Origin of the sequence: Euzebya tangerina (genome assembly GCF_003074135.1) — a bacterium.
GTDB lineage: Bacteria > Actinomycetota > Nitriliruptoria > Euzebyales > Euzebyaceae > Euzebya > Euzebya tangerina.
Genome location: NZ_PPDK01000001.1, coordinates 669,493 through 693,759 on the forward strand (window position 1 = coordinate 669,493; position 24,267 = coordinate 693,759).

The following is a 24,267-nucleotide window of genomic DNA, read 5'->3' on the forward strand; positions in this document are numbered from 1 at the left end:
GACCGAGCACCGCGCGCTACGGGTCGTCGGCTTGGATCGGTGCCGGGGGTTCGGCCAGGAGATCCCCACCGTCGTCGCTGAAGATCTGGTCGAAGAAGGCCTGGGCCAGACGGTCGACGGCGTCGTGGATCTCCGCGTCATCACCCGGTCCGCTGAGGCCCAACGGGCCCGCCAGTGGGGAGAGGAACGGCTGCAGCGTGAAGTCCTGGTGGTTGGCGCCCGGGATGACGAACAGGCCGCGGTCGCCGGGTGAGCCCTCGTGCAACGCGCGCAGCACCTGGTCGTTGTCGTTGCCATCCCACTCCTCGCTGCGCAGGGACACGAGCGGGTCGTCGAGCCCCTCCGACAGCAGCTCACCCGGCACCGGCTCGACCCAGGGGTCCAGGCCGAACACCCCAGCGCAACGATCGTCGGTCAGGCAGAGGCGCACCATTGCGCCACCGCCGGTGGAGTGGCCGGTCAGGCCAACCTGGCTGGTGTCGAGGGTCCCGAGGAGGTCGGGATGGTCGCCTTCGGCGATCTGGTCCAGGACCACGGCGACGTCCTCGGCGAAGGTCTGCTCCAGCAGGGTCGTGGCGGCGACGTAGGCGTCCCCGCCCACATCCTCCAACTCGGGGAGCGCGGCCGGGTTCTGCCCGATGACCTGTCCGGCCAGGTCGGACTCGTCGGCACCGAAGACCGGCCCGGACGGGAAGATCGAGGCGTTGGAGCCGTAGGTGTGGTCCAGGGAGATGACCACGTACCCGTGGCTGGCCAGGTGTTCGGCCAGGTCGGACTGCACGGTCCGGAACCCACCCCAGCCGTGGCTGTAGACCACGATCGGCCACTGGCCCGGCGCGATCGGCACGTCCGCCGTGGCACCCATGCGGGTGTGGGAGAGGTGGCCGAGCGTGAAGACCGGCAAACCCACCTCCGGCGCGAGTTGCTCGGCGAAGGCCGCCGCGTCGGCCACCCAGGGTGCCGGGTCCCCGTCGACGGCCGTTGGATACCAGGCCTGAACCACGACCTCACGCTGTGCAGGCGGTGGTTGTGATGCGGTGAAGGCCGGGCTCAGCCGATCAGGGCGAGCGGTGTCGACCGCGATCCAGGCGGTGGTGCCGACCAGGTTGGGACCCTCGGGCTGGGGGAGCGCAGGGACCGGGAGCGCCGCCATGAGCAGGGCGGCCAGCGCCAGCACCACCGCTCCGCCAGCAATTGACACGATCCGGGGACCGGCCGTCTTGTCGCCTCCGATCCTGGCCACGCGCCACCCGAGGACCACGGCCAACAGGGCGTAGATCGGCGCGACCTGCCAGCGGGCGCCTTCGATGACGGCTTGGAGGACCGCAACCGCCACACCACCGAACGCGACGGCTGCTCCGATGATCCGGCTGGTCCGAACCAGTGGCCAGAGCACCACAACGGCCGTGACGACGACCAGACCCACTTCCAGGGGACGCACCAGCGAAACCCTAGTGTCTGGCGGCCCCTCGCGGCGCGATCGGTTCCGTCGTCACTCGGCGGCCCTCGACTCCCAGGCCGGGCTCACGCGATGTCGCAGCCGGGGAAGGTCGCCTCACAGCCTTCCGCCAACTCCTGCACAGCCGCCTCGAGGTCGGTGACGGCGTCGTCGTGGTGGGCCTCGACGACGAAGAGGGCCGAGGTGGTGTCCGACGACACCGCGCCCTCGCTGGTCTGTCGCCAGCACCACCGTCGCGCGAGCAGTCGCCGGTCGGCGTCGGTGAAGATGACCTCACCGGGCTTCGCGATCGTGCTCGTGCCCGCGAGGTCCCGGCCCTCCTCGCCGCCGCGAGCGATCGTGACCAGGATCGGCGTGCGCACGCGGTCCAGATCGAACACGGCGACGGGCAGGGCGTGCCGCAGCGACACGACGTTGCCCACGTCGACCAGTGGGTTGATGCTCGGCAGCGACCCGGTGCTGCGGTAGCGGCGACGGACCGCCTCTGCCGCGGACCGGTACGTGGTCGGATCCAGCCCCATGCGTCGGAACACGCCCCGCCATGCCGTCAGCGACGGCGTCAACGGCTCCAAGCTTCCGGGGGAGGGGAGGGGAGTGGCGTCGAGCCAGCCGGCATCAGTGGCATCGTCGGACCGCCGAACCGTGAGCGTTCTCCAGGCGAGGTCGGTGAACGTGTCCGTGATCGTCGTGTCGTGGCCGAAGACGGCCGGGATGGCGTCGGGTGCGGTCATGGGGAAACGGTACGGGGCACGTGGACCTCCGAGGAGAACCGATGAAGGCCTGCGCAGCGGGACCAATCAGGTGCGATGTCGGCGCGTGCCGGCCCCCGAGGTTCTAGGAGGCCGTCTGCGGTCGGGCGCTGCCGGTGACCGAGATCGGCGCGGTGGTTACCGTCGGAGGCACCCTTTACCCGTGCATTCATTGTCGAGACGAATTGTCTCGACCATTGTCCCGGGGCTGACGACCCCGACCGGCAGCGGTCATGCTCCAGCGGGCCGTGGGGAGCCCCACCAGGATCGCTTTAGGAGGACCGCGAGGTCGCCCTCGAATCGACGTGGACCGCGGCGAGCTCGGGGGCAGCGGCGAGGGTCGCGACGACCGAGCTCGGACGCCGCGTCGGACTGGCCGAGCGAATACGCCCCGCTCTTCGACCCGTTCACCTCTGTCCAGCACTCACTAGGCGGGTCGGCACCGGACGGTGTCGCCCAGGCCATCTGGACCGCCGTGACCGACGGCAACCCCGACAAGGTCCGGTACTTCGCCGGTCCTGATGCGACGGGCATCCCCACGATGAAGCGGCTGCTCGGCGACGACCGACATTTTGCGACGGTCAAGAACGCCACGCTGCGCGAGCCATCCCGCGTCACCCGGGTCCTCGGCCGGCCGTTGAGCCGCTCCGGCGACCAGACGGTCGACATCGACCTGCCAGAGATCGGGCACGCGGCGTAGGGCGGCCAGCCCCCTTACAAAGGCCCGCCGTCCCCGAACCGGCCGCCGGTCGGATTCAGACGTCTGAGGGTCGGCGAGAGGACTCGGCGAGCGCCACGACGGCACGCCGGGTCATGGTGATGAGGTCCGCCGGTGTGCACGGCAGCCCGGAGGTGGCGATCTGCGGGTCGGCGAGGACCGCCGCGTGACCCTGTGCAATGGCGTAGGCGGACACCATCAGCGTCGGTGCGTCCTCGCCAGCGATCTCGTCCGCAGCGCCAAGGATCAGGGCGGTCGCCCTAGTGCCGAGCGCGTCGAGGTCGGGGGCTTCGTGTTTGTCGATGCCCGGTGAGAACACGATGGCGTGGGCGGCGGGCTCGGCGGCCGCCCAGGCCACGAACGCCGCCATCATCCCGCCCAGGCGCTGCACCGGGTCGTGGTCCTGCACGGCGTCGAAGGCCTCGACGAGTCGGGCGTAGGGGGCGACCGCGGCGGATCGGAGGAGATCCTCGCGGTCGGAGAAGTGACGGTAGGGCGCGGCCGCGGACACGCCGGCGAGGACCGCGGCGTCCTTCATCGTGAAGCCGGTGACGCCAGCTTCGGCGACGAGCTCGAGCGTCGCCGAGCGCAGCGCGTTAGCGAGATCGCCGTGGTGGTAGCGACCGCTCGGCTTGGTGGACGTCGGGTCGGCCTGGGCGGACATCTGTGCCGATGTTAGCGACGGCAGTCGCCTTATGTTATGGTTCTTCACATCCGTAAGTTACGACCATTCACATAAGGGTTCCCATCATGGCCACCACCACCAAGACCGCCCTCGTCACCGGCGCCACGACCGGCATCGGCGCCGCCGCCGCATCCGCCCTGGCCGTCCGCGGCTACACCGTCTATGGCACCGGCCGCGATTCCGGCCGCGTCCCAACCGATGGCGGCATCCGCCCGCTGGAGCTCGATGTGACCGACGAGGACTCCATGGTCAGCGCCGCGAAGGCCGTCCTCGCCGAGCGACCGGCCATCGACCTGCTGGTCAACAACGCCGGATACGGGCTCAACGGCTTCCTCGAGGACCTGCCCATCGACGAAATCCGCCGGCAGTTCGAGACCAACGTCTTCGGGCTGATCCGCATGACCCAACTCGCCGTCCCCTCGATGCGCGCCGCCGGCGGCGGCAGGGTGATCCACGTCGGATCCGTCGGCGGGATCATCACCGCACCCGGAGCGGGCGCTTATCACGCCTCCAAATTCGCCGTGGAGGCGATCAGCGACGTCCACCGCATGGAACTGCGGCCCTTCGGCATCCGCGTGACCCTCATCCAGCCCACCGGCGTCCACACCCCCTTCCTCACCAAACTCGACGACACCTACCCCGGCACCGGACCCGACAGCGCCTACGCCCACCTCCTCGAAGGCCACAAACAATCGGTCGCAGACCTCCACGCCAACGGCCCCAACTTCCTCGTCATCCCTGCAGAGAAGGTCGGTGAGGAGATCGCCAAGCAGGCCGACGCCCGGCGCCCCAAGTCCCGCGTTCGGGTCGGCGCATCGGCCAAGATGTTCGCCACGCTCCGCCGCAACGTCCCCGACAACGTCTGGGACCGCATGGCCACCAGCGCTATTTGAGCGTCGAGCCCCCGCGCTGAAGGAGCCGGGCTCCACGTGCAGATGGTGCGCTCCGGATGAGCCGGCCTTAGGGGGTTGGCCGACATTGGATGGCCGGGGCCCTTGGAGCGATCGCGCGTGAAGACCGGCGTCGATCCGTCGATGGTGTGGACGGCTGGGCAGGCGCCCTTGTTCTCGGAGGAACTCCAGTGTCACGTACGCCTCTTCCTCACTGACCGACAGCGCAGCCGCGAGTTCGGCCGCGGTCGCGGAGCGGGCGGACCGCAGATATGCCCATGCCTCTGTTACCCCCGGGAAGCCGCACGACCACCATCTTTGCCGACTGGGTATTCGCCCAGCCCTCGGGGATCGGGAACGACGGCCTGGCCCGCGTCGTCGGTCACGAACTGTTCCATGCGGTTGTGAACGGCCGAGGCGAGCAGGAGTCATCCTGGGTTTGCTCTCAGGATTGTCATGACATGCCGTGGTGGTTGCGGACTGACGGGAAACCGGACTGGGAACGGGAGCAGCGCATTAACGCCTCCCTTCTTCTTGATGAGGTCCGGGTCGAGCGGGCGCCGCACGAGACCGGGTGGTATCTCGATCCGCCCCGGGCCGGGGGCATAGTGGGTATCTTGGCCGACGCACGCCTTGCAATCCGAGACGGTCTGAGACTGCGCTCTTCGGGCGATTCAGTGTCGGCGCCTATCGGCTCACGAGGTTCTAGGAGGCCGTCTGCGGTCGGGCGCTGCCGGTGACCGAGATCGGCGCGGTGGTCGCCCCGACCATGCGCAGGAGGAGGAACTGGTACTGACCCTCCACCGTGACGGTGACGATGTCGGGGCTGGCGCTGACCGACCGGCCCGTGACCAGCCCCGACTGCGGGTGTGCGTCCACGGCGGCGAGGGCTCGGGCTTGCGCATGATGTGGGTCGAGGACCGGGGCCTGATCGCCGAGGTCGTCGCGCAGTTCGGTCACCGCCACGGCCGTCGCGCCCGCGATGGCGGCGTCATCGGCGATGGCAGCGATCCGGCCCCGCGCCGATAACGCGGCCCAGAGATCCAGGCTCATCCCGCCCAGCAGCAGGACCAGCAGCGGCGTGAGGACCATCCAGACCGTGACCGATCCGGACTCACCCATCGCGTCGGCGGGCCGTCGTCCGTCAGTGGGCCGTCGTCGTGGAGTCCGGAAGCGGTTCATGGCTGGCTGCGGAACGGGTTGAGCCTCCGGCGATGCTCAGCGCTTACCGTCGGTGGGGAGAACTCGCCGAGGAACGGCACCACGAGCGGGTCGCCGGTGATGCCGACCTGTGCACGGACCTCGCCCTCTCGGGGGGCCTGGCCATCCACCGGGGGTGGCAGGTGGATCTCGACGACGATGCCGTGGGGGCCGATGCCACGACCCGCGAGGAGCGATCGCGCGGCCTCGCTGCCCGCGTGCTCGGCCTGACCACTGTCGATGGCCAACGCCGCCGCGCGGGCCGCCTCACGGGCTGCCGCCCCCGCAGCATCGTGCTGGGCCGCCCAGCCGGGGAGGAGCCCCGCAAGCACCATGATCGGCAGCAGGATGGTCGCGATTCCGACAGCCCACTCGGTGGTGACGAAGCCACCGTCGTCCCGCCGCTGGTCGGCGGCCGGCAAGCTCGTCACTCGGCGACCTCAGCCCGCACGTGGCCCGACACCTCGACACGCCGCTCCGGCAGGCCTGGGACCCAGGGCGTGAAGGCTGCGGTCACGCGGGCGACCGCTCCACCCGGCCCCAGCGAACAGCCGACCTCCGACACCGAGTCCGCCATGCCCCCCAGCCCAGCCCCGATGGCGGCGTCGATCCGGGCCACGCAGATCGCCTCGGACCGTGCGGCCACAGCCTGCCTGGCCCCCTCCTCTGCGGCCGACTGCAGCACACCGGTCGCATAGTGCACCACGAGTGCGTTGGCGAAGACGCTGAGCAGCGTCATCGTCAGCCCCACCATCGCGATGAAGGCGGGCGTGATGTACCCCGCCTCGCCGCTGATGCTGCGAGCCGCGCGGATCATCCGGCGGTGTCCTGGCGCCGCTACAGGCCGAGCGCGTTGGTGATCTGGTTGACCACACCCTCGCCGACGCCGCTGAGCAGTCCCCAGATCACGACCAGCGCAGCAACGCCCAGTGCCGCGTTGGCGAGCAACTCCGCCGTGGAGAAGCCATCCTCGTCCTCGAGCCGGTCTTGCAGCGCACTCAGGAGCGTGGTCCAGAGCGTGATGATCGTGCTGTTCATTCCCTTGCCTTTCGTGTTGCCATGGTGGTGATGCGGGGATCGGGGCGGCTCAGAGGCCGAGCAGTCCGGGTAGTGGCGCCGCGATGAAGAGCAGCATGAGCGGGGCCAGCAGTCCGATGATGGGCAGGAGGATCGCGGCACGCTTTGCCGTGGCCTCACGGCGGAGGCGGGTGAGCTGGTTCGCACGAGCATCGCGGGCCAGGCGGAGCAGCTCGGGAGCGGCGTCGATGCCGTGTCGGATCGCGCTGGCCAGCAGCCGATGGACCCTGGCAGCCTCTGGCTCAGGTGTGGTGCGGGCGACGGCGTCGAGCGCCGCTTCCAGCGGCTGACCAGCTCGGTGCTGGGCGAGTGCTTCCCGCAACTCGTCGGCCAGGTCACCCTGCGTGCGCTCGAGCGTGGCCGAGAGGCTCACCACCACCGAGCCGGTAGCGCGAAGGCGCATCGCCAGCAGCTGACACAGTGGCGGGATGGCCGCGCGCAGTTGCTGCCGTCGGTGGTCGATCGCACGGTCGACCGCACCCGTGGGGCGGAGCACCTGCGTCGCGCCGGCGAGGAGCCCGACGGCCAGCGACGCGAGTGGGGCCAGCCCGACAGAAGCCCCGACCCCGACCCCCAGGGCCCCGCCGCCCGCCGCGAAGAGCAGTTGGCGAACGCGGTACTCGCCGACCATCTGTCCCGGGGTGCCCTGATACAGACCGGACTGCGCCAGTCGCGCCTCGAGTTGCGGGTCCGAGCGACCGCCGTGGAGGGTGCCCGCCAGGCGCTGCCGCCAGGTGGCCGGCTGGCCGGCCCTCCGGGCCACCGGTGGGGCGACCACGGGTTGTCCCAGCGCGGAGAGCCCCGGTGCCGCGTACGGCCGGACCCGGCCTGCCAGCCGCCGCATCGGTCGGCGGTAGAGCACCAGGGCCGTGAGGACGAAGGTGGCCGTCGAGGCGGAGGCGATGAGGACGAGGATGGCCGTCACGACGCCGCCCCCTCGGGTATCAGGACCCGCACGGGGTCCGGGGTCCGGGACAGTCGTGAGGAGATCGCCACGCCCGCCAGGCTCATCACCGTCCCGATCCCGATGACCAGTGCTCCGGCACCGCTGGCGTAGAAGTCCTGGAACGGGCCTGGCCGTGCGGTGAGGACGACCAGCACCAGCCAGGGCAACGCGAAAACCAGCCGCGCGTTCAGCTTGCCCTCGAGGGCCAGGGTCTCGGTCTCCTCGGCGACGGCCAACTCGTCCTCCACCGCTCGGGACAGATCGTCGATGATGTCCAGCACGATCCGGCCCCCTTCGACGTGGGCGACGGTCAGCACCTCGACGATCCGGTCCGTCAGCGGCTCGGACAACTCGTCTCGCGCAGCTTCCAGGGCCGGCACCAAGCCGACGGTCTGGATCCGGGCGGCCAGGCCGGATAGCGGCTCGGTCAGCGCCGGAGGCCCGTTCAGGGAGACGTCGATGAGGGCGTGGGAGAGCGGGCGGCCGGCGCGCAGGCTGCCCGCGATCTGCGCCAGGGCATCGGGCCACGCGCTGCGGATGGCCCGGAGACGTCCCCTCGCTCTCGTGCGGAGCATGACGATCGGTGCGGCAGCGGCGACGACGACCGGAACGCCCGCCAGCGCCCAGATCGGGGTCAGCGACGTGATGACCACACCAACTGCCAGGGCGGCCGCGAGACAGCCGGCGACGACCTGCGACGGTGACCAGCCAAGCCCCGCCGCCGCGATGAGATCCTGCAGCGCAGGGGTCTTCTCCCGACGCGGGCGACCAGCTCGCCGAACGGGCAGCTGGCCTCGGACGGCCGCCACCGCCAGCGCCGCGAAGAGACCGGAGCAGACGACGGCGAGCCCGATCACGACAGCACCGCCGTGTCCGTCATCAGGTGCCCGGACAGGACGTCGCGGAGTCGTCGGCCCGCTGGGAGGAGCCGCTCGAACCGGTCGATGCCGGGCGGCACCACGCCGGTCCACTGCAACGGTGTCCCCGGTCCATCGGGTCGGGTGAAGATCGGCTCGGTTGCGAAGACGTCCCCGACGTTGGGCATGACCGCCACGATCTCGCGCACCTCACGCCGAGCGCCCCCATCGCTGCGATCGTGCAGGTCGACGTGGACCACCAGGTCGATCGAGGAGGCGAAGATCTTGCGGACCATCGTCTCCGGGACGTGCTCGCCGGCCATGATCGCCGCGTTCGTGATGGCCTCGAGGGCATCCTGACCCGAGTTGGCGTGGACCGTGCACGCAAACCCGCACCCCGCATTGACCGCTCTCGTCAGCTCGAACGCCTCGGCTCCCCGGACCTCGCCGACGACCAGCAACTCGCAGCGCATGCCCAGGCAGAACTTCAGCAGATCGCGCATCGTGATGGCCGACTCGCCGGAGGGCGAGGGGGCCCGGGTCTCGTAGTAGGAGCCGTGGGTGAGCGGGACGGTCAGCTCACGGATCTCCTCGCAGACCCGAACGCACCGGCCGGCTGGCGCCGCACCGAGCAGGGCGGTCAACAACGACGTCTTGCCGGCGCCGGGCTGCCCGCTCACCAGAACGCTGGACCAGCCGCGCATCACCAGCTTGAGCAGCTCGGCCGCCTCGGCTGAGAGCGAGCCGGCGTCGACCAGACTGTCCATCGTGTGGCGGCGAGACGAGTGTCGTCTGATCGTCGCCGAGAGCTGCTCGGCCACGGGGGGAATCGCGGCCGACAGCCGGGCCTTGCCGTCGAGGATCCGTGCCTGGACCAGTGGGCTGCGGGTGTCCAGGGTCCGCGTGGTGGGGGCCAGCAGCCGTGCGACGACCGCTCTGTTCTCCTCCTCCGTCGTGGGGGCATCGAGCCCGTGGAGTCGACCGGTCCGGTCGAGGTAGGTGACCCGAGGCCCCTCGATGAAGACCTCCTCGACCTCGGGGCGCGAGAGGATGTCGGTCAGCGGGCCGAACGCCGTGATCGCCGCCACCAGGCGGCTGGCCATCTCGGTTGCGTCACGCAACCGAGGCGTGCTCCCCGTCTCGGCCGAGCGCTGGTACTCGCGCACGGTGGCCGCCACGAGAGCACGGACACGCTCGGGATCCGTCTGTGGATCGAGGCGCTCGTTGTCCATGCGGGTCAGGACGTCGGCGCGGAGCCGGCCGTATGCCGTCGCCGTCATCGGGCAACCCCCAACTGCCCCACCAGCGCCCGGACGTCGCGGCGGAAGGGCCCGCGGGTCACCCGACCGCCCTGCCAGGCAGCCCGGCCGACGCCGGCGTGCTCGGCGATGGTGTGGACACCCACCCCGCCGACCGCTCGTGACAACTCCATCATCGCCTCGTCGCGGACGTACCGGTCTCGCGTCACGCGGTTGAGGACCAGGTGGGTCCGCTGGCGGACGGTGTCCAGAGCCGCGAGCAGCGACATCGTCCGGGCGATCGCGACCGGTGTCGGAGCGGTGACCACCAGCACGACGTCACAGCGGTGCGCCAGCACACGAGCGTGTCCGAACCGCAGCCCGGTGGCTCCCTCGACCGTGGCCGGCAGGTGGCCGAGATCCGTCACCACGACCTGATGGTCGTGGCGCAGCTGGTCGGTGACGCGCTCGATGGCCCCGGGCCGGATGGTCTCCCAGTCCTCACCCGACGGCATGCCGGTCAGGACGTTCAGCTGCTGCCGATTGGTGAGCGGCTGGACGACTCCACGCATGGGCTCGGATTGCTCGAGCAGGGTGGTTGCCGTGTGCAGGTTGGGGTGCAGCGCCAGGCCGAGCCGTTGCGCCAGGCTGGGGCCGGACTCGTCGAGGTCCACCAAGGCCGTGCGACGGTTCGTCGCCGCCAGGGTTGCCGCCACCTCGACCGCGACCTCGGTCACACCGACCCCACCGGCGGGGCCGGTGACGCCGATCAGCCGGCCGTCAGCCCGGGGCCGCTGGATCGGCTCCGGCCGGGGCGGCCGGTCGTCCGGGTGGACGGCAGCGAGACGACTGAGTTGCGCGACGAACGCCGTCGTGTCGGCGTCGATCTCGATGACCGCGTCGACCCCGGCATCGATCAGCTCACCCTTGCCGTGGGTGTCCCCTGGGTCGTAGACGCCGAGGACGGAGCGGCCCGAGTCGTGCAGGTCCCGCACGAACCGGCGGGTCAGGAAGGACGTGATGTCGTCGACGACGACCACGTCGCACTGCTCGGCCCGGGCATCCTCGGGGGTCAGAACGGTCGCCCGGACCAGCAGCCCTCCGTGGTCGGCCGCGTGGGCCCGAAGCCGCCCGGCCCACCCGCGGGGTGTGGCGGCGAAGACGACGACGGGGTCGGGCGTCACGGGCCCTCGCCCCGCGCGGTCCGGACCACATCCAGTGACCCGCCCTCGATCGCGGCCGAGATGAGCAGCGCCTGGTCGGCGTTGACCTCGACGGTGACGGCGTAGGCGGTCCCGGTCGCGCCCAACCCCTCGCCTGAGCTCGAGACGCCGAGCACGGTGACGTCCGTCACCACGTACTCCACACCGCCCGCGTCTCCACCGTCCTGCCGGGGCGCGATCACGTCGACGCGGTCGCCGGGCACCAGCAGACCACCGGCTGCCCGCGACTGCGACACGGGGATGCTCATCGCGCCGGCGACCGACCCGACGGCGGTTCGCAGGTCCGAGGTCCGCAGAATCACGCCGGCCTCGAGTGGCACTGCCGTGACCAGATCGCCGTCAGGCAGGGTCGAGCCCGCCAGGAGGTACTGCTCGGGGTTGTCCAGTTGGATCTGCTCGACGGTGGTGGCCAGGTCCGACAGCGGCGTCCCGGCAGGCGCGGCTGCGGTGACGACCCGCACCTCGGAGGGTGACTCGTCGATGGTCAGCAGCGCGAAGTTGGTGACCGCGGCAACCAGGCCGGCCGCGATCATGAGGACCCATCCGCCGTTGAGGGGTCGCCGGCCAGGTGCTCGGATCCGTCCCGTCGCAGTCACCGGCTGCTGGCCGACCGGTTCCGCAGCCGCAGCAAACCCATCACTCACCGTCTGCCCCGTCTGCATGTCCCGTCTCCCGTCTTCCTGCCTCATCCCGCGAGCACTGCTCTCTGCGGTTGTCCCGACTGTGTCCCGTAGTCGGAGGCACTGAGACTAGTCAGTCCCCGCGGTCCTCCACAAGGTTTTCTGTGACGCACAGGGTTGCACGGATCGGCGTGAGCGATCGAGCGCCCTGTGGACAACCGCCGAACCGGACCCCGATTGAGCCGTCACCTGTGGAAACCCGTTCAAACTCACGCTGATTCGTCGTATCCTTCGCCAAGCATCACCGACTGGAGCCGCCGTGGCAGAGAACCGCTCGCTTGACGACTACCCCGACATCATGACCGCCGCGCTGGTGGCCGAGATGCTGGACATGAACCTCGACTACGTCCGCAAGCTCTCCCGCGAGGGCACGATCCCGGCACACAAGATGCCCGGCGGCCGGGTGTTCCGGTACTTCAAGGAAGAGGTCGTGACCTGGCTGAAGGATCTCCCGTCGCACGACCAGCAGGGCGCCTCCTCGTCGACCTCATGAACCGGGCCGGCCGCGGCTACAACTGCGGTGTCGGCCAGGTGGCCACGACGGCCGCCCAGGGCGTCACGATGTCCCCTCTGCGGGTTGCGAGCAGCAGATGATCCGGGGCGGCTGCCTGCACCGAGCCGCTGACCATGGTCTCGTCCCGGAGGAGCACCTCCAACTGGGTCAGCATCGTCTGGTGCTCCGTCAGGCGGGCCCGGAACGTCTTCGCACCACGGCCCGGGGGTGAGCCGCCGGAGCGAACCCGCTCCACGGTCCGCAGCAGATCCATGTGGGCCAGGACCAGGTCGACCGAACCGCGGGCGGCGTCGATGACGCCGTAGTCCTCACCGACGTGGCTGACCGTGCCGACCACGACCTGACCAGCGGCCCGAACCTCGACGCGGTCCCCGCGGATCATCATCTCGCGGGCCACCCCGGGGAGGGTCCGCGCCCGGAGTTCCGCCTGGAGCGCGAGCGCCTCGTACTCGGCCTGCTCGGCGCGGATCTCGGCACTCATCTGCGCGTCGAGCTGGCCCAGCAGGGGGTCGGTCTCCGGGTTGTCCACAGCCAGCGGAATGCTACAGGCCAAGGCCCGCGCACAGAGTTACGGTTGTGGGTATGGCACTGGGTCGGTTTGGCACACGCGCGGTTCTGGCACTCGTCCTGCTCGTGGGCGCTGCCGTGCTGCCCGCCGGCATCAGCCCGGCTGGGGCCACCGTGAGCCAACTCTCGGCGGCAGCGCATGCGGCCACAGCTGGCGTGGACGACGTCGATCAGGCCGTGGTGGACCGCCTCACGCAGCTGCATGCGATCCGCGGAGCCGGGACTGACGCGACGCTGTCAGGTGGCACCCCACTGGTGGAGGGCCCCTCCGCACCCACGGACCCGCTGACCCGGTCCCCTGTCATCCCGGGCTCCTACCTGGTGACGACGAACGGCGTGTACGACCGGCGCGCGTACACCGCGGCCGGCTTCGACGACGCCACCTGGATCGGCTCCGGGGTCGTCCACGTGACGGTTGATCCGGCCATGGCTGACCAGGCCGTCGCGGGACTGCGAGGCCAGCCGGGTGTGGTCTCGGTCGAGCCCAACCGGCAGCGTCAGTTCCACGCCGTGCCGAACGACCCCGGCTACGTCGACCAGTGGTCGCACCAGATCACCCAGATCGAACGCGCCTGGGACGAGACGACCGGCAACGCCGACGTCCTGGTGGCCGTCGCCGACTCGGGCATCGTCGCCTCCCACCCCGACCTTGCCGGGGTCGTCACCGAGCAAGTCGATGCCGGCACCGGGCAGATCATGCAGGGGGCGACCGACAACGACATCTGCCGGGTCGGACACGGCACCTGGGTGGCCGGGGTGCTGGCCGGTGTAGGGGACAACGCGACCGGGATTGCTGGCGTCAACTGGGACCTGTCGATCCTCGACATCAACACCGCCGACCCGAGCCTCGGCTGCAGCGGGCCCAGCGACGTCGGCACCATCGCGGCCATCGACTACGCCGCCCGCCAGGGCGCCGACGTGGTGAACCTGAGCCTGGGTGGCCCCGAGACGGAGTGCCCGCGCGCGCTGCAGCAGGCCATCACCAGCGCGATCGAGCAGGGCACCATCGTGGTGGCCTCGAGTGGGAACGGCGGACCCAGTGGGGCGGCCAACACCCCGGGCAGCTGCAACGGCGTCATCTCCGTCGGGTCCGTCACGCCGACCAGTTCGATCTCCGGCTTCTCGACCACCAACCCCTACGTCGACCTGGTCGGGCCCGGTGGGACGGGCGGCCAGCCCAGTTCGGCCGCCGACGTCCTGACCACCAGCTTCTACGCCAACGGTGCGCAGACCGGCGAGTACGTCGCGGTCGCGGGCACCTCCTTCTCCGCCCCCTACGTCTCGGGCGTCGCGGCCCTCATCCGCGCGGTCAACCCCGCCCTGACGCCGACGCAGGTCGAGTCGCTGCTCGAGTCCACGGCGACCGACCTGGGACCCACAGGACGGGACGACCAGTACGGCTGGGGTCTGGTCAATGCCGACGCGGTGGTCGCGGCGGCGTCGGGAGATCCCGTCGGCGAGCCGGAGCCCGATCCGAACTTCCCGACACCGAGCCCGGGCGATGACGACGACCCCATCCGACCCGGCGGCAATGTCAACGTCATCCGCATCGCGTCCGGGCCGACCACTGAGCCCATCCCGCAAGCCGTCCAGGTTTCTGAGAGTGTCTTCGCGAGTGTCGGGGAGAGCCCCGGTCCCGCGACCGGCGTCCGCGCCCAGTGGGGTGTGATCGCTCGAGAGGACGACTACGCCGACGCCTTGGCCGGGTCGACACTGACGCTCGGTCAGGCGCCGCTGCTCTTCACGACGCAGACCGGACCCCTCGCTGAGGAGACGTCAGGCGAGTTGCGGCGGGTGCTGGAGCCCGGCTCGACGGTCTACCTGCTGGGTGGGGTCAACGCGCTCCCAGCGGGACTCGAGGCGGAGGTCACGGCCCTCGGCTTCGACCCCGTGCGACTGGCCGGTCCGATCCGCGAGTCGACGGCTGCCGCGGTCGCGGACGAGGTCGACGAGCTCCTCGTCAAGGACGGTCTCGAGCCGGCGAGCACCGTGGTGATCGCGACCCGCCAGAACTGGCCCGACGCGGTCGGTGGCGGGCCGCTCGGCTCCCAGTTCGGGATGCCGATCCTGCTCACGCCGACCGACTCGCTGGCCCGCGAGACCGCAGAGGCCCTCGCCGCTCGCGACCTCGAGCGGGTGTACGTCATCGGCGGCAATGCGGCCATCTCCGACGCGACGGAGGCCCTGATCGCTGAGCAGATCGATACCGCGACCATCACCCGACTCGGCGGTCTTGAGCGCGCCGAGACGCTGCTCGAGGTCTCCGGAGAGATCGAGCGCCTGTTCGGGTTGACCGCACTCGAGCGGCCGCGCAACGCGCTGGCCGTGAACCTCCGTCGGGACGACGGGTTCGCGCACGTGCTGTCCGCAACCGTGCCCGCCGCAGCCTTCACCGGGTTCTTCATCCCCATCGAGGGTGATGGCGGCACGATCCTGACCCAGCAGACCCAGGACTTCATCCTCGGGTTGGGTCTCGACACCTTCCTCATGGGCGGACCGGATCTCATCGCCGACGAGACCGGCCAGCAGATCCTGCAGCTGATCCGAGAGACACCCGACAGCACGTGACGAGCGCCGCCGAGCGCTGGACCCGGGAGCTGGCCGCCTGGGAGATTCCGCCGGCCATCCTCCAGGCGGCCCCACGCAACCCGTATGAGTTTCCACTGGCGCAGATCGCCTCGCCATCGGGCGACGCGCTGGCCAGCCCCACGGGACAGGCTGTCCTCGATGTGCTGCGGCCGGGCGAGACCCTGCTCGACGTCGGGTGTGGCGCGGGGCGCAACACGGGTGCCTTCACCGAGCAGTTCCGCGTCGTCGGGATCGAGCCCCGGCCGGCACTGGCCCAGTTGGCATCCGAGCGTGGCATCGACGTGCACGGTGGGCGCTGGCCCGAGGTAGCGGAGACGGTCGACGACGCGCCGGTCGTGGTCTCCCACCACGTGATGTACGACGTCCAGGCGCCTGTCCCCTTCCTGCAGGCGATGCACCGTCGAGCGACCCGGCGCGTGGTCATCGAAGTCACGGACCGTCACCCGTGGGTGTCGGTGGGGCCGCTGTACCAGGCGGTGCATGGGATCGATCGGCCGACCGGGCCCTCTGCTGACCTGCTGGCCGGTGTGGTCGAGGAGGCCGTGGGGGCGGTCCCCGAGCAGGTCACCTGGAAGCGGACCGGCTCCACCTACGACGACGTGGAGGCCTTCCTCGATCACCAACGGCGCATGCTCTGCATCGACCAGGCGCATCCACAGGCCACGGCACTCCGTGAGGCGGCCCTGGCCTCGGTTGAGGTGACGGACGACGGCGCCGTCCAACTGCCCGACGTCCACCAGACCTCGCTGTGGTGGGACGTCTAGGTGGCCCCGTTCATCCGGCCGGCCCTCCGTAACCCGCTCCGCGACCAGGGTGTGTCATGTTCCTATGCCGCGCCGCCCGAACACGACACACACCCGGCAGCCGGTCTGGCGTCGCCTGCAGGGACAGCAGCACGGCTCCTCGAGGGCTAACGAACCGTGATCCCTGCGGGCTGCAGCACCACACCCTGATGGTTGCCCTGACCCGGGAGGAGCGTCGAGCGCTGCGCTCGACACTGCTCGACCGGGCGCCATGGCTCGGCGACACGGATCGGGGCCCGCAGTCGGTGTCCGCCGGGGAGTGCGATCTCTGCGGGCAGGAGGCCCGCCTGGTCCAGCCGTGCGGACCCCCGCCCTCCGCCCTCGGCGCAGCGGCGGCACCCACCTGGGCGCTCGGGCGACGCTGCGCGGCCGAGCTCGGCGTGGCGGGCTGGTGCGACGGCCACGCGGAGGAGGCCAGGACCACGCTTGCCTGGTTGGCCGCGTTGCCGGCCAACGCCGACCTCGTCGCACGGCTGTGGTGGGTGGCGTGCGGAGAGGTCCGACCCGATCCGACGCTGTCGCGCACGGCCGTGGCGTTGATCGCCGCCGACACCGTCGGCAACGCCGGCCCGCCGGGTGCTGATGAGGCCCTACCCTGACGACGTGACCGTCCGCATCATCCAGCACCTGCCCCACGAACACGACGGCGTCCTGGGAGAGGTCCTCGAACTCGCCGGCGTCAGCCGCGAGACCATCCGTGCCTGGACCGGCCAGCCGGTCCCGACCACCATACTCGGCATCGACGCTCTGGTGGTGCTGGGCGGCGACATGAACACCGACGAGGAGGCGCAGTGGCCGCACCTGGCCGATGTCCGGACCGCCATGCGGGCTGCCGTTGATGCTGACGTCCCCACGCTGGGCCTGTGCCTGGGTGCGCAACTGCTGACCGAGGCCGTGGGCGGGACTGTCACCCACGGCACACCAGAGATCGGGTTCCCGCCCGTGTTCCTCACGCCTTCGGGGCGCGACCACGCCGTCCTCGGGGTCCTCCATCAGCTCACAGACCCGCTGGACCCGCAGGCCGGCGTCCCGCTGTTCAACGCCCACGCAGACCAGATCCACCCACCAGCACACGCAACCTTGCTGGCCTTCTCCGACGCCACGCCGGTGCACGCGTTCGCCGTGGGATCAGGTCTCGGCCTGCAGTTCCACGCCGAGATCGACGCGTCCTACGTCGCCTCCTACGTCGAAGCGGATGGCGTCGAGGCGTACCTCGAGGCCAATGGCTGGACCGGTGCGGAGCTCGTTGCCGCTGCCAGGCGCCACAACACTGCCCATCGCAGGGTCGGCCTGGCCCTCTTCGAGGCCTGGGCGCGACACGCCGGCGTGACCTGACCAGTTCCTGCAGCCCGCTCGCGGTTATCCACAGGTGGCCGCACTTTCCTCTCGGGGGCGGCGCCGAATGCAGAACTCTTGGTGCCGCACGTGACAGCACCACCCGAGAGGACCACAGCAATGACCACGCCCAACACGATCACGGTGGCCGGCAACCTGACGGCTGATCCCGACTACCGCGTCACCTCCGGCGAGATCCCCCTCGTCCGCATCCGCATGGCCGTCAGCCGTCGGACCTACAACAAGGCCAACGACTCCTGGGACGACCGACACGACGGCTTCTTCACCGTGGTCTGCTGGCGCGAGATGGCCCGCCATGCCAGCGCCTCCCTGCGCAAGGGTGACCGGGTCGTGGTCAGCGGCCGGCTGATCCACCGCGAGTACGAGGTCACACCCGACGGGGACGATGGCCCGCCGCAGACCCGGAGCGTCGTCGAGATCGAAGCTGACGAGATCGGCGGGTCGCTCCGCTGGTCGTCCTGGGCCCGGATGCAGACCCGGGCCATCGACGGCACAGACCACGAGACGGCCTCAACCGGTCAGGCCGCTGAGGACACGGCTGTCGCACCCGCCGCGTAACGTGCCGGCCACCACGACAAGACCGACATCAGGGAGACCGACGAGCAGACCGACGAGCAGGGAGTGAGCAAGCGGGTACGCTGATTGGTCCGTCCTGCCCTCCACGGGTGCAACCGCACGAGCGTGAGGGCCGCCCAAGACCGAAGGATGGTCAATTGCGCACGTATGAACTGATGATGATCTCCCGCGGCGACCTCGATGATGTCGCCGTGGACACCAACATCCGCCGCTTCACCGGGCTGATCGGTGAGCAAGGCGGCAAGGTGATCAACGTCGATCACTGGGGCAAGCGGCAGTTCGCCTACGAGATCGACCACCGGACCGAAGGCTTCTACACCGTCATCGATCTGGAGATCGACAGCGACGGTCTGAACGAGGTCGATCGCCAACTCGGCATCACCGACGAGGTCGTCCGGCACAAGTTCGTCCGCCCGCCGATCCGCCTGAAGAAGGTCAAGTAGCAGACCGCCCACGCGGAGGAGTAGGCCATGGCAGCGAACCAAGAGAACAACATCACCGTCGTCGGGAACCTGACGAAGGATCCCGAGTTGCGGTACACCCCGGGCGGTCACGCCGTGGCCAACCTGGCCGTGGCCGTCAACCGGCGTGTGAGGAACTCCCAGACCAACGAGTGGGAAGACAGGCTCGATGGGTTCTTCGACGTCAACATCTGGCGTGACTACGCTGAGAACGTCGCCGAGTCCCTGCACAAGGGCGACCGCGTCGTCGTCATCGGCCGCCTCACGAAGCGGTCCTGGGAGGACAAGGACGGCAACACCCGGTGGCAGACCGAGATCGAGGCCGATGAGATCTGCCCCAGCCTTCGTTGGGCTCGTGCATCGGTGACCCGCGCCACCGGCGGAAGCGGAGGCGGAGGCGGAGGCGGCAGCACCGCCAGCCGTCCGCCGATGCCCAGCGCGCCACCGGACGCCGACGACGTCCCCTTCTAGCCGGCCTTCTCGACCGGCCCGCCCGAACCGCATCATCACCACCTGACCAAAGGACTCATCTCATGGCCCGCCAACAGCCCCAGCGGCAACAGCGCCCCGCCAAGCGCAAGGAAGACTTCTTCAAGAAGAACAAGATCGAGTACATCGACTACAAGGACGTCGAGCTGCTCAGCCGGTTCGTCTCCGAACGCGGCAAGATCCGCTCCGCCCGCGTCACCGGTGTCAACCCCCAGCAGCAGCGACTGCTCGCACAGGCGATCAAGAACGCCCGCGAGATGGCGCTGATGCCCTACACCAGCCGGTAGACGGGCCCACGGCAGCGGCACCAAGGAGTAACTGACATGCAGGTCATCCTGAAGGGCTTCGTCGACAACCTCGGCGACGCCGGAGACATCGTGGACGTCGCCAACGGCTACGCCACGAACTTCCTGATCCCCCAGAACCTGGCGATGCGTGCCACCAAGGGCGCCGTCGCTGACGCCGAGGCGCTCAAGCGGTCGCGCCTGAAGCGCGAGGCCGTCGAGATCGCCGAGGCCGAGGAGCAGGCCAAGGGCCTGACCGGTCGCGTGCTGGTCGTGGAAGCCACGGCCGGCGAGGACGGCACCCTGTACGGGTCCGTCGGGAAGCGCGACGTCGCCGAGGCGCTCAAGCGCACCACGGGACTGGAAGTGGACAGCAAGCGGGTGGACCTGGACCGCCCGCTGAAGACCGTCGGCCAGCACGACGTCGGTGTGAAGCTGCACCGCGAGGTCACCGTGATGATGGTGGTCGACGTCGTGGCCGACGAGGTCATCGAGTCCGGTGCCGGGGAGCTCGAGGAGGCACTTGCCGAGGTCGACGAGCTGACCGCCGAGCAGCAGGCCGCCACAGAGGCCGGCTACGCCCCGGTGGACGCCGAGCCAGCCTCAGACGGCACCATCGGCGCGACCGCTCCATCGGTGGCCGCGGAGGACGAGGACGAGTAACCCTCCCAACCAATTGGATTTTGCGGCCCCTCGGACCCCTGCGGTTCGGGGGGTCGTGTGCTGCGGCGGGCCCCCGGGCGTGTCACGTTCCGAGCACCACGACCCGGCACCCGACCTGACACCCGACTCGGACCCCAAGCGGCCCGAGCCGCGTGGTCAACACTCCGGGTGATTCACGGCGAGGCCGCCCTCGGAGGTCTCCTTGTACTCCTCGCGCATGTCCTCACCGGTCCGCTTCATCACCCGGATGACGCGGTCCAGGCTGACGACCTCCTGCACGACCGAGTGCAGAGCCAACTGGGCCGCCGAGACGGCCTTGGCGACCCCCATGGCGTTGCGCTCGATGCACGGCGCCTGGACCAGACCTTTGATCGGATCACAGGTCAGCCCCAGGTTGTGCTCCATCCCGATCTCAGCCGCCGTCGTCACCTGCCCAGGCGTCCCACCGAGCAGCTGGCACAACGCCGCCGCGGCCATCGACGTTGCGGTCCCCACCTCGCCCTGACATCCCACCTCTGCTCCGGAGATGCTGGCGTGGGTCTTGACCAGCATGGCGATCGCAGCCGCCGTGGCCAGAGCGTCGTGGATCTCGACTCGGGAGAAGCCGTGCTGCTGGGCGGACTGCACGAGCACGGCGGGGACGATGCCCGCGGCCCCGTTGGTCGGGGCCGTGACAACCCGGCCTCCGGCCGCGTTCTGCTCCTGAACGGCGAAGGCGTAGGCCTGCGCCCGCGCGATGGGTGCGTACCCGAGGTCGACGTCCCCCCGGTGGACCTGGGCCAGCAACTCCGGTGCCCGACGCTGGACGCCCAGCCCGCCAGGCAGCACACCGCGCCCGGCCAGGCCGGTGTCGATGCACTCGTTGAAGGTGTCCCAGACCAGATCGAGATGCGTCGTCGCGGCCGCCCCGTCGTCATGGGACAGCGCTCGCTCGTTGGCCAAGACGACCTGACCGACCGTGCCGCCCATCTCCTGTGCCCGCTCGAGCAGAGATGCGGCGTCACCGAAGGGATGGGGGACCGGTCTGGGCTTGCCGGCGCCGTCGCCGTCGGCCACCTCCTCCGGCCGTCTGATGAACCCGCCGCCGATCGAGCACCACGTCTCCGCGGCCACCACCTCGTCTCCCCGGCGCAGGTGGAATGTGACGGTGTTGGGATGCGGCAGCTGTTCGTCCCTGGTGTCCCGTGCACGGAGGAAGTTGACGTCGTCCGGCTCGAGCCTGATGTCGATCCCGTCGAGCATCGCCGTGAGGCACGGGTCAGCGGCCAGCGTCTCGCGCAGTGCCAGGACCGCGGCCGGGTCGCAGGAATCGGGTGCCCAGCCCATCAGCCCGGCCATGGTGGCCAGATCGCTGTGGTGCCCGCGGCCGGTCGAGCCGAGCGACCCCTTGAGATCGACCGTGATGTGCCCCCGGGTGTGGCCGGCATCCAGCAGGCCCTGACGGAAGGCCGCGGCCGCACGCATCGGCCCCACCGTATGACTGGAGGACGGGCCGATGCCGACCCGGAAGAGGTTGGCCAAGCGGATGTTGATGGGCGACATGAGGGGATCGTCGCACAGTTCGAGTGATGAGCGTTGCCCCTTGACTCACCCTCGACCGTCCGCTAGAAATCGATTTCTCAGATGCCTCGCAAGCCCGCCACCATCACCGAAGTCGCCGCACTCGCCGGCGTGTCGGCACCAACCGTCTCACGCGTTCTGAACGGCAACACCTCGGTGCGGGCCGATCTGCGGGAGCGCGTGCTGAGTGCGGCGGAGGGGCTGGACTATCGGCCCAGTCCCATGGCGCGCGGCTTGCGGACCGGCCGGTCCTCGACCGTTGCATGCATCGTTCCGTTCGTGTCGAATCCCTCGGCTGTTGATCACGTTCGCGGGATCGTCGAGGGCGTTCGAGGCGTCGACACGCCACTCAGCCTGTACGACGTCGAGCGACCGGGCGATCTCGTCGCCCATCTCGATCACCTCGACCGCATGCGCCCTGCCGGACTCATCGTCGTCGCACTCCACGTGGGTTCGGAGGCAGTCGACGGCTTCGCCGCCGCCAACGTCCCGCTCGTGCTGCTCGACACGACCCATCCCGGAGTATCGAGCGTCGTCCTCGATGAGCACGGCGGTGCGGACCGTGCGGCTCGGCACCTCGTGGAGCTCGGGCATCGTCGCGTCGCCTTCATCGGCGACGACGAGGACAACGAGTTCGGCTTCACCTCCTCACGTGAACGGCGGATCGGCTTGGAACGCGGTCTTCGGGAGCTGGGTCTGCAACTGGATCCGTCCCACGTTCGCACGGGCCCGCACTCCCGTGCCGTCGCAGCGGCGCACACGACCGAGTTGCTCCTGGCCGAGAATCCTCCGACTGCGGTTCTTGCGGCCTCGGATACCCAGGCACTCGGCGCGATGGACGCGATTCGTTCCGCCGGGCTGACCGTTGGTGCCGATGTGTCGGTGATCGGGTTCGACGATGCCGCCATCGCCGCCGATGTCGGTCTGACCACGATCGACGGCCAACTCGTCGCCGCCGGCCAGAAGGCAGCTCGGCTTCTGGCCCGCCTGATGACCGATCCCGCATCCGATGCCACGACGGTCGTGCTCGACGCGCGACTGCGCGTTCGGTCCTCGACCGGCCCGCCTCCTCACGACGACCCGTGACACCTGCCCCAAGCGACGCGATGGACCACTCCTGTGGAAGGGACCCGTCCAATCCGACGAGCAAGGGAACCGATGAAGACAACAACGCGAATCGGCGCGCTGATGACAGCGATCGCCATCACAGCCGCCGGGTGCGGCTCCGACTCTGCGCCAAGCGCTGAGGAGCCGGCCGCTGACCCGACGCCGACCACGGAGCAGGCCGGGCCTGACACCACCGATGATGACGAGTCCGTTGCGGCCGAGGACGTGACGGCGGACGGCTCGACCACCGGCGATGCCGCCGCGTGTGACGGCGAGATCGACGAGCCCGTGACCGTCACCGCCTGGAACCATGCGGGCCAGGGGAACGAGCAAGATCTGATGACCGAACAGATTGCCGACTTCAATGCTGGTCCGGGAGCCGAGCTGGGCGTCACCGTGGCGGTGGAGTTCCTGCCCGACGGCACCTACGTCGAGACCGTCCAGTCAGCTGCCGCGACGGGTGACCTGCCCGACGCACTCGACTTCGACGGTCCGTTCCTCTACAACTACGCGTGGGCGGACAATCTGATCCCGATCGACTCGTGCGTGCCCGATGACGTGGAGCGCAACCTCCTGCCGTCGATCCTTGCGCAGGGCACCTACGACGGCGAGCTGTACTCCGTCGGAACCTTCGAGTCCGGGCTCGGCATCTACGCCTCGCGCAGCGTGCTCGAGGAGAACGACATCCGCATCCCGACGTCGCCGCGCGACGCCTGGAGTGCCCAGGAGTTCGACGAGATCCTGCGCACGCTGCAGGCTGCCGGCTTCGAGCACCCGCTGGACATCAAGTGGTACTACGGGGGCGGGGCGACTGCGGAGTGGTACACGTACGGGTTCTCACCCGTGATCCAGTCCGCCGGAGCTGACCTGATCGACCGATCCGACTACCGGTCGGCGGACGGCATCGTGAACAGCCCGGAGGCCGTCGCTGCGCTGGAGCTGTTCCAGCAGTGGGCCGAGGACGGACTCATCGACCTGGAGTCGACCGACGACCTCCCGTTCCAGGAGGGCACGGTACCCCTGTCGTGGGTTGGGCACTGGCTCTACGGCCCCTACGAGGAAGCACTCGGCGACGACCTGGTGGTCGTGCCACTGCCGGACTTCGGAGAGGGCAGCGTCACCGGCCAGGGATCCTGGAACTGGGGCATCTCGTCGACCGCCGAGGAACCGGACGCCGTGTGGGCGTTCTACGAGTTCCTGCTGTCCGATGAACAGCAACTCCGCTGGAGTTCGACGATCGGCGCGCCTCCGGCGACACAGTCTGCCGCCGCCAGTTCGGAGCTGTTCGGTCCCGGGGGCGACCTGGAGATCTACATCGACCAGCTCTCGACCTCCTCGGTTGCCCGGCCTCAGACGCCCGCCTACCCAGCGATCACCGAGAGCTTCGGGGCCGCGTTCGCCAACATCCTCCTCGGGGCCGACGTGCAGTCCGAACTCGATCGCGTGGCCGACGAGATCGAGCAGGACCTCGTCGCGAACGACTTCTACCCGGCCACCAACTGATCAACCAGTTCCTTCCACAGGAGTCCGCCGGGTCCTCGTCGCTCGCAGACGACGACCCGGCGGTCCTGTCCTC

28 protein-coding genes are annotated in these 24,267 nt (G+C 69.8%); 14 read left to right on the top strand and 14 right to left on the bottom strand.

The genetic code is table 11. The features are described from left to right. Positions 1–16: 16 nt before the first annotated feature. Together C1746_RS03130 and C1746_RS03135 are read right to left on the bottom strand one after the other, a co-directional pair. Positions 17–1,441 carry an alpha/beta hydrolase family protein gene (locus C1746_RS03130; protein ID WP_162867320.1) on the bottom strand — a complete coding sequence of 475 codons (1,425 nt, stop codon included), beginning with the start codon at positions 1,439–1,441 and terminating at the stop codon, positions 17–19. A gap of 83 nt (positions 1,442–1,524) precedes the next feature. Beyond that, positions 1,525–2,190: a B3/B4 domain-containing protein gene (locus tag C1746_RS03135; protein WP_116713237.1), complete on the bottom strand. Its 666-nt coding sequence runs from the start codon at positions 2,188–2,190 to the stop codon at positions 1,525–1,527. Positions 2,191–2,683: 493 nt separating this feature from the next. Between C1746_RS03135 and C1746_RS03140 the strand changes: the two genes are divergently transcribed. After that, a complete protein-coding gene (locus C1746_RS03140) occupies positions 2,684–2,908 on the top strand; it encodes a hypothetical protein (RefSeq protein ID WP_116713238.1) in 225 nt (74 codons plus the stop codon). 55 nt (positions 2,909–2,963) lie between these two features. On the opposite strand, the gene C1746_RS03145 is transcribed toward C1746_RS03140, so the two are convergent. Beyond that, complete coding sequence (locus tag C1746_RS03145) at positions 2,964–3,590, bottom strand: TetR/AcrR family transcriptional regulator (RefSeq protein WP_116713239.1); 627 nt, start codon at positions 3,588–3,590, stop codon at positions 2,964–2,966. Positions 3,591–3,676: 86 nt separating this feature from the next. Between C1746_RS03145 and C1746_RS03150 the strand changes: the two genes are divergently transcribed. Further along, positions 3,677–4,504, top strand: a complete 828-nt coding sequence (locus C1746_RS03150; RefSeq protein WP_116713240.1) for an SDR family NAD(P)-dependent oxidoreductase — start codon at positions 3,677–3,679, stop codon at positions 4,502–4,504. 702 nt (positions 4,505–5,206) lie between these two features. Here the strand turns inward: C1746_RS03150 and C1746_RS03155 are convergent. The 9 genes from C1746_RS03155 to C1746_RS03195 are packed head-to-tail and all read right to left on the bottom strand — an operon-like array spanning position 5,207 to position 11,704. Beyond that, a complete protein-coding gene (locus C1746_RS03155; RefSeq protein WP_162867321.1) occupies positions 5,207–5,683 on the bottom strand; it encodes a hypothetical protein in 477 nt (158 codons plus the stop codon). Beyond that, the gene (locus C1746_RS03160) at positions 5,680–6,132 is read right to left on the bottom strand and encodes a hypothetical protein (protein ID WP_116713242.1); all 453 of its coding nucleotides are present in this window, start codon (positions 6,130–6,132) and stop codon (positions 5,680–5,682) included. Before C1746_RS03160 ends, C1746_RS03155 begins: the two co-directional genes overlap by 4 nt. Further along, entirely contained in the window at positions 6,129–6,518 is a 390-nt protein-coding gene (locus tag C1746_RS03165; RefSeq protein ID WP_116713243.1) for a hypothetical protein, read from the bottom strand. The genes C1746_RS03160 and C1746_RS03165 overlap by 4 nt, the downstream gene beginning before the upstream one ends. Before the next feature lie 20 nt (positions 6,519–6,538). After that, positions 6,539–6,739: a hypothetical protein gene (locus C1746_RS03170; RefSeq protein WP_116713244.1), complete on the bottom strand. Its 201-nt coding sequence runs from the start codon at positions 6,737–6,739 to the stop codon at positions 6,539–6,541. Between the two features lie 49 nt (positions 6,740–6,788). Beyond that, entirely contained in the window at positions 6,789–7,703 is a 915-nt protein-coding gene (locus tag C1746_RS03175) for a type II secretion system F family protein (protein WP_116713245.1), read from the bottom strand. Beyond that, complete coding sequence (locus C1746_RS03180) at positions 7,700–8,581, bottom strand: type II secretion system F family protein (RefSeq protein WP_116713246.1); 882 nt, start codon at positions 8,579–8,581, stop codon at positions 7,700–7,702. The genes C1746_RS03175 and C1746_RS03180 overlap by 4 nt, the downstream gene beginning before the upstream one ends. Next, complete coding sequence (locus tag C1746_RS03185) at positions 8,578–9,861, bottom strand: TadA family conjugal transfer-associated ATPase (RefSeq protein WP_116713247.1); 1,284 nt, start codon at positions 9,859–9,861, stop codon at positions 8,578–8,580. Before C1746_RS03185 ends, C1746_RS03180 begins: the two co-directional genes overlap by 4 nt. Continuing rightward, the gene (locus C1746_RS03190; RefSeq protein WP_116713248.1) at positions 9,858–11,003 is read right to left on the bottom strand and encodes a CpaE/TadZ family protein; all 1,146 of its coding nucleotides are present in this window, start codon (positions 11,001–11,003) and stop codon (positions 9,858–9,860) included. Before C1746_RS03190 ends, C1746_RS03185 begins: the two co-directional genes overlap by 4 nt. Further along, positions 11,000–11,704 (bottom strand): RcpC/CpaB family pilus assembly protein, encoded by a 705-nt coding sequence (locus C1746_RS03195; RefSeq protein WP_162867322.1) that lies wholly within the window; start codon positions 11,702–11,704, stop codon positions 11,000–11,002. The genes C1746_RS03190 and C1746_RS03195 overlap by 4 nt, the downstream gene beginning before the upstream one ends. Positions 11,705–11,981: 277 nt before the next feature. Here C1746_RS03195 and C1746_RS03200 point away from each other — a divergent pair, with 277 nt between their 5' ends. Continuing rightward, positions 11,982–12,215 carry a helix-turn-helix domain-containing protein gene (locus C1746_RS03200; protein WP_116713250.1) on the top strand — a complete coding sequence of 78 codons (234 nt, stop codon included), beginning with the start codon at positions 11,982–11,984 and terminating at the stop codon, positions 12,213–12,215. 16 nt (positions 12,216–12,231) lie between these two features. Here C1746_RS03200 and C1746_RS03205 read toward each other — a convergent pair whose 3' ends face one another. Further along, positions 12,232–12,765 (bottom strand): hypothetical protein, encoded by a 534-nt coding sequence (locus C1746_RS03205; RefSeq protein WP_116713251.1) that lies wholly within the window; start codon positions 12,763–12,765, stop codon positions 12,232–12,234. Between the two features lie 53 nt (positions 12,766–12,818). Between C1746_RS03205 and C1746_RS03210 the strand changes: the two genes are divergently transcribed. The 9 genes from C1746_RS03210 to rplI all read left to right on the top strand — a co-directional run bounded on the left by C1746_RS03210 (position 12,819) and on the right by rplI (position 20,024). Continuing rightward, entirely contained in the window at positions 12,819–15,371 is a 2,553-nt protein-coding gene (locus C1746_RS03210; RefSeq protein WP_116713252.1) for a S8 family serine peptidase, read from the top strand. Further along, positions 15,368–16,156, top strand: coding sequence for a class I SAM-dependent methyltransferase (locus tag C1746_RS03215; protein ID WP_116713253.1), 789 nt, complete (start codon positions 15,368–15,370; stop codon positions 16,154–16,156). The genes C1746_RS03210 and C1746_RS03215 overlap by 4 nt, the downstream gene beginning before the upstream one ends. A gap of 188 nt (positions 16,157–16,344) precedes the next feature. Next, positions 16,345–16,794: a hypothetical protein gene (locus tag C1746_RS03220; RefSeq protein ID WP_116713254.1), complete on the top strand. Its 450-nt coding sequence runs from the start codon at positions 16,345–16,347 to the stop codon at positions 16,792–16,794. A 4-nt stretch (positions 16,795–16,798) separates the two neighbouring features. Then, the gene (locus C1746_RS03225; RefSeq protein ID WP_162867323.1) at positions 16,799–17,530 is read left to right on the top strand and encodes a type 1 glutamine amidotransferase; all 732 of its coding nucleotides are present in this window, start codon (positions 16,799–16,801) and stop codon (positions 17,528–17,530) included. 120 nt (positions 17,531–17,650) lie between these two features. Then, complete coding sequence (gene ssb / locus C1746_RS03230; RefSeq protein WP_116713256.1) at positions 17,651–18,109, top strand: single-stranded DNA-binding protein; 459 nt, start codon at positions 17,651–17,653, stop codon at positions 18,107–18,109. 155 nt (positions 18,110–18,264) lie between these two features. Continuing rightward, the gene (gene rpsF / locus C1746_RS03235; protein ID WP_162867324.1) at positions 18,265–18,570 is read left to right on the top strand and encodes a 30S ribosomal protein S6; all 306 of its coding nucleotides are present in this window, start codon (positions 18,265–18,267) and stop codon (positions 18,568–18,570) included. Positions 18,571–18,597: 27 nt separating this feature from the next. Next, positions 18,598–19,059: a single-stranded DNA-binding protein gene (gene ssb / locus C1746_RS03240; protein ID WP_116713258.1), complete on the top strand. Its 462-nt coding sequence runs from the start codon at positions 18,598–18,600 to the stop codon at positions 19,057–19,059. Between the two features lie 62 nt (positions 19,060–19,121). Next, the gene (rpsR, locus tag C1746_RS03245) at positions 19,122–19,364 is read left to right on the top strand and encodes a 30S ribosomal protein S18 (RefSeq protein WP_116713259.1); all 243 of its coding nucleotides are present in this window, start codon (positions 19,122–19,124) and stop codon (positions 19,362–19,364) included. A gap of 36 nt (positions 19,365–19,400) precedes the next feature. Next, entirely contained in the window at positions 19,401–20,024 is a 624-nt protein-coding gene (rplI, locus tag C1746_RS03250; protein WP_116713260.1) for a 50S ribosomal protein L9, read from the top strand. Positions 20,025–20,180: 156 nt separating this feature from the next. On the opposite strand, the gene C1746_RS03255 is transcribed toward rplI, so the two are convergent. Then, positions 20,181–21,566 carry an L-serine ammonia-lyase gene (locus tag C1746_RS03255; RefSeq protein ID WP_205711674.1) on the bottom strand — a complete coding sequence of 462 codons (1,386 nt, stop codon included), beginning with the start codon at positions 21,564–21,566 and terminating at the stop codon, positions 20,181–20,183. Between the two features lie 81 nt (positions 21,567–21,647). On the opposite strand from C1746_RS03255, the gene C1746_RS03260 reads away from it, so the two are divergent. Then, entirely contained in the window at positions 21,648–22,670 is a 1,023-nt protein-coding gene (locus C1746_RS03260) for a LacI family DNA-binding transcriptional regulator (RefSeq protein ID WP_116713261.1), read from the top strand. 72 nt (positions 22,671–22,742) lie between these two features. After that, complete coding sequence (locus C1746_RS03265; RefSeq protein WP_116713262.1) at positions 22,743–24,194, top strand: sugar ABC transporter substrate-binding protein; 1,452 nt, start codon at positions 22,743–22,745, stop codon at positions 24,192–24,194. The last annotated feature ends 73 nt before the right edge of the window (positions 24,195–24,267 follow it).

Bases quoted from the DNA above. Each gene is read 5' to 3' on its own strand.
- C1746_RS03135 (WP_116713237.1), bottom strand. From the start codon at position 2,190: ATGACCGCACCCGACGCCATCCCGGCCGTCTTCGGCCACGACACGACG.
- C1746_RS03145 (WP_116713239.1), bottom strand. From the start codon at position 3,590: ATGTCCGCCCAGGCCGACCCGACGTCCACCAAGCCGAGCGGTCGCTAC.
- C1746_RS03150 (WP_116713240.1), top strand. From the start codon at position 3,677: ATGGCCACCACCACCAAGACCGCCCTCGTCACCGGCGCCACGACCGGC.
- C1746_RS03155 (WP_162867321.1), bottom strand. From the start codon at position 5,683: ATGAACCGCTTCCGGACTCCACGACGACGGCCCACTGACGGACGACGG.
- C1746_RS03165 (WP_116713243.1), bottom strand. From the start codon at position 6,518: ATGATCCGCGCGGCTCGCAGCATCAGCGGCGAGGCGGGGTACATCACG.
- C1746_RS03170 (WP_116713244.1), bottom strand. From the start codon at position 6,739: ATGAACAGCACGATCATCACGCTCTGGACCACGCTCCTGAGTGCGCTG.
- C1746_RS03185 (WP_116713247.1), bottom strand. From the start codon at position 9,861: ATGACGGCGACGGCATACGGCCGGCTCCGCGCCGACGTCCTGACCCGC.
- C1746_RS03195 (WP_162867322.1), bottom strand. From the start codon at position 11,704: ATGCAGACGGGGCAGACGGTGAGTGATGGGTTTGCTGCGGCTGCGGAA.
- C1746_RS03210 (WP_116713252.1), top strand. From the start codon at position 12,819: ATGGCACTGGGTCGGTTTGGCACACGCGCGGTTCTGGCACTCGTCCTG.
- C1746_RS03220 (WP_116713254.1), top strand. From the start codon at position 16,345: ATGGTTGCCCTGACCCGGGAGGAGCGTCGAGCGCTGCGCTCGACACTG.
- ssb (WP_116713256.1), top strand. From the start codon at position 17,651: ATGACCACGCCCAACACGATCACGGTGGCCGGCAACCTGACGGCTGAT.
- ssb (WP_116713258.1), top strand. From the start codon at position 18,598: ATGGCAGCGAACCAAGAGAACAACATCACCGTCGTCGGGAACCTGACG.
- rpsR (WP_116713259.1), top strand. From the start codon at position 19,122: ATGGCCCGCCAACAGCCCCAGCGGCAACAGCGCCCCGCCAAGCGCAAG.
- rplI (WP_116713260.1), top strand. From the start codon at position 19,401: ATGCAGGTCATCCTGAAGGGCTTCGTCGACAACCTCGGCGACGCCGGA.
- C1746_RS03255 (WP_205711674.1), bottom strand. From the start codon at position 21,566: ATGTCGCCCATCAACATCCGCTTGGCCAACCTCTTCCGGGTCGGCATC.
- C1746_RS03260 (WP_116713261.1), top strand. From the start codon at position 21,648: ATGCCTCGCAAGCCCGCCACCATCACCGAAGTCGCCGCACTCGCCGGC.
- C1746_RS03265 (WP_116713262.1), top strand. From the start codon at position 22,743: ATGAAGACAACAACGCGAATCGGCGCGCTGATGACAGCGATCGCCATC.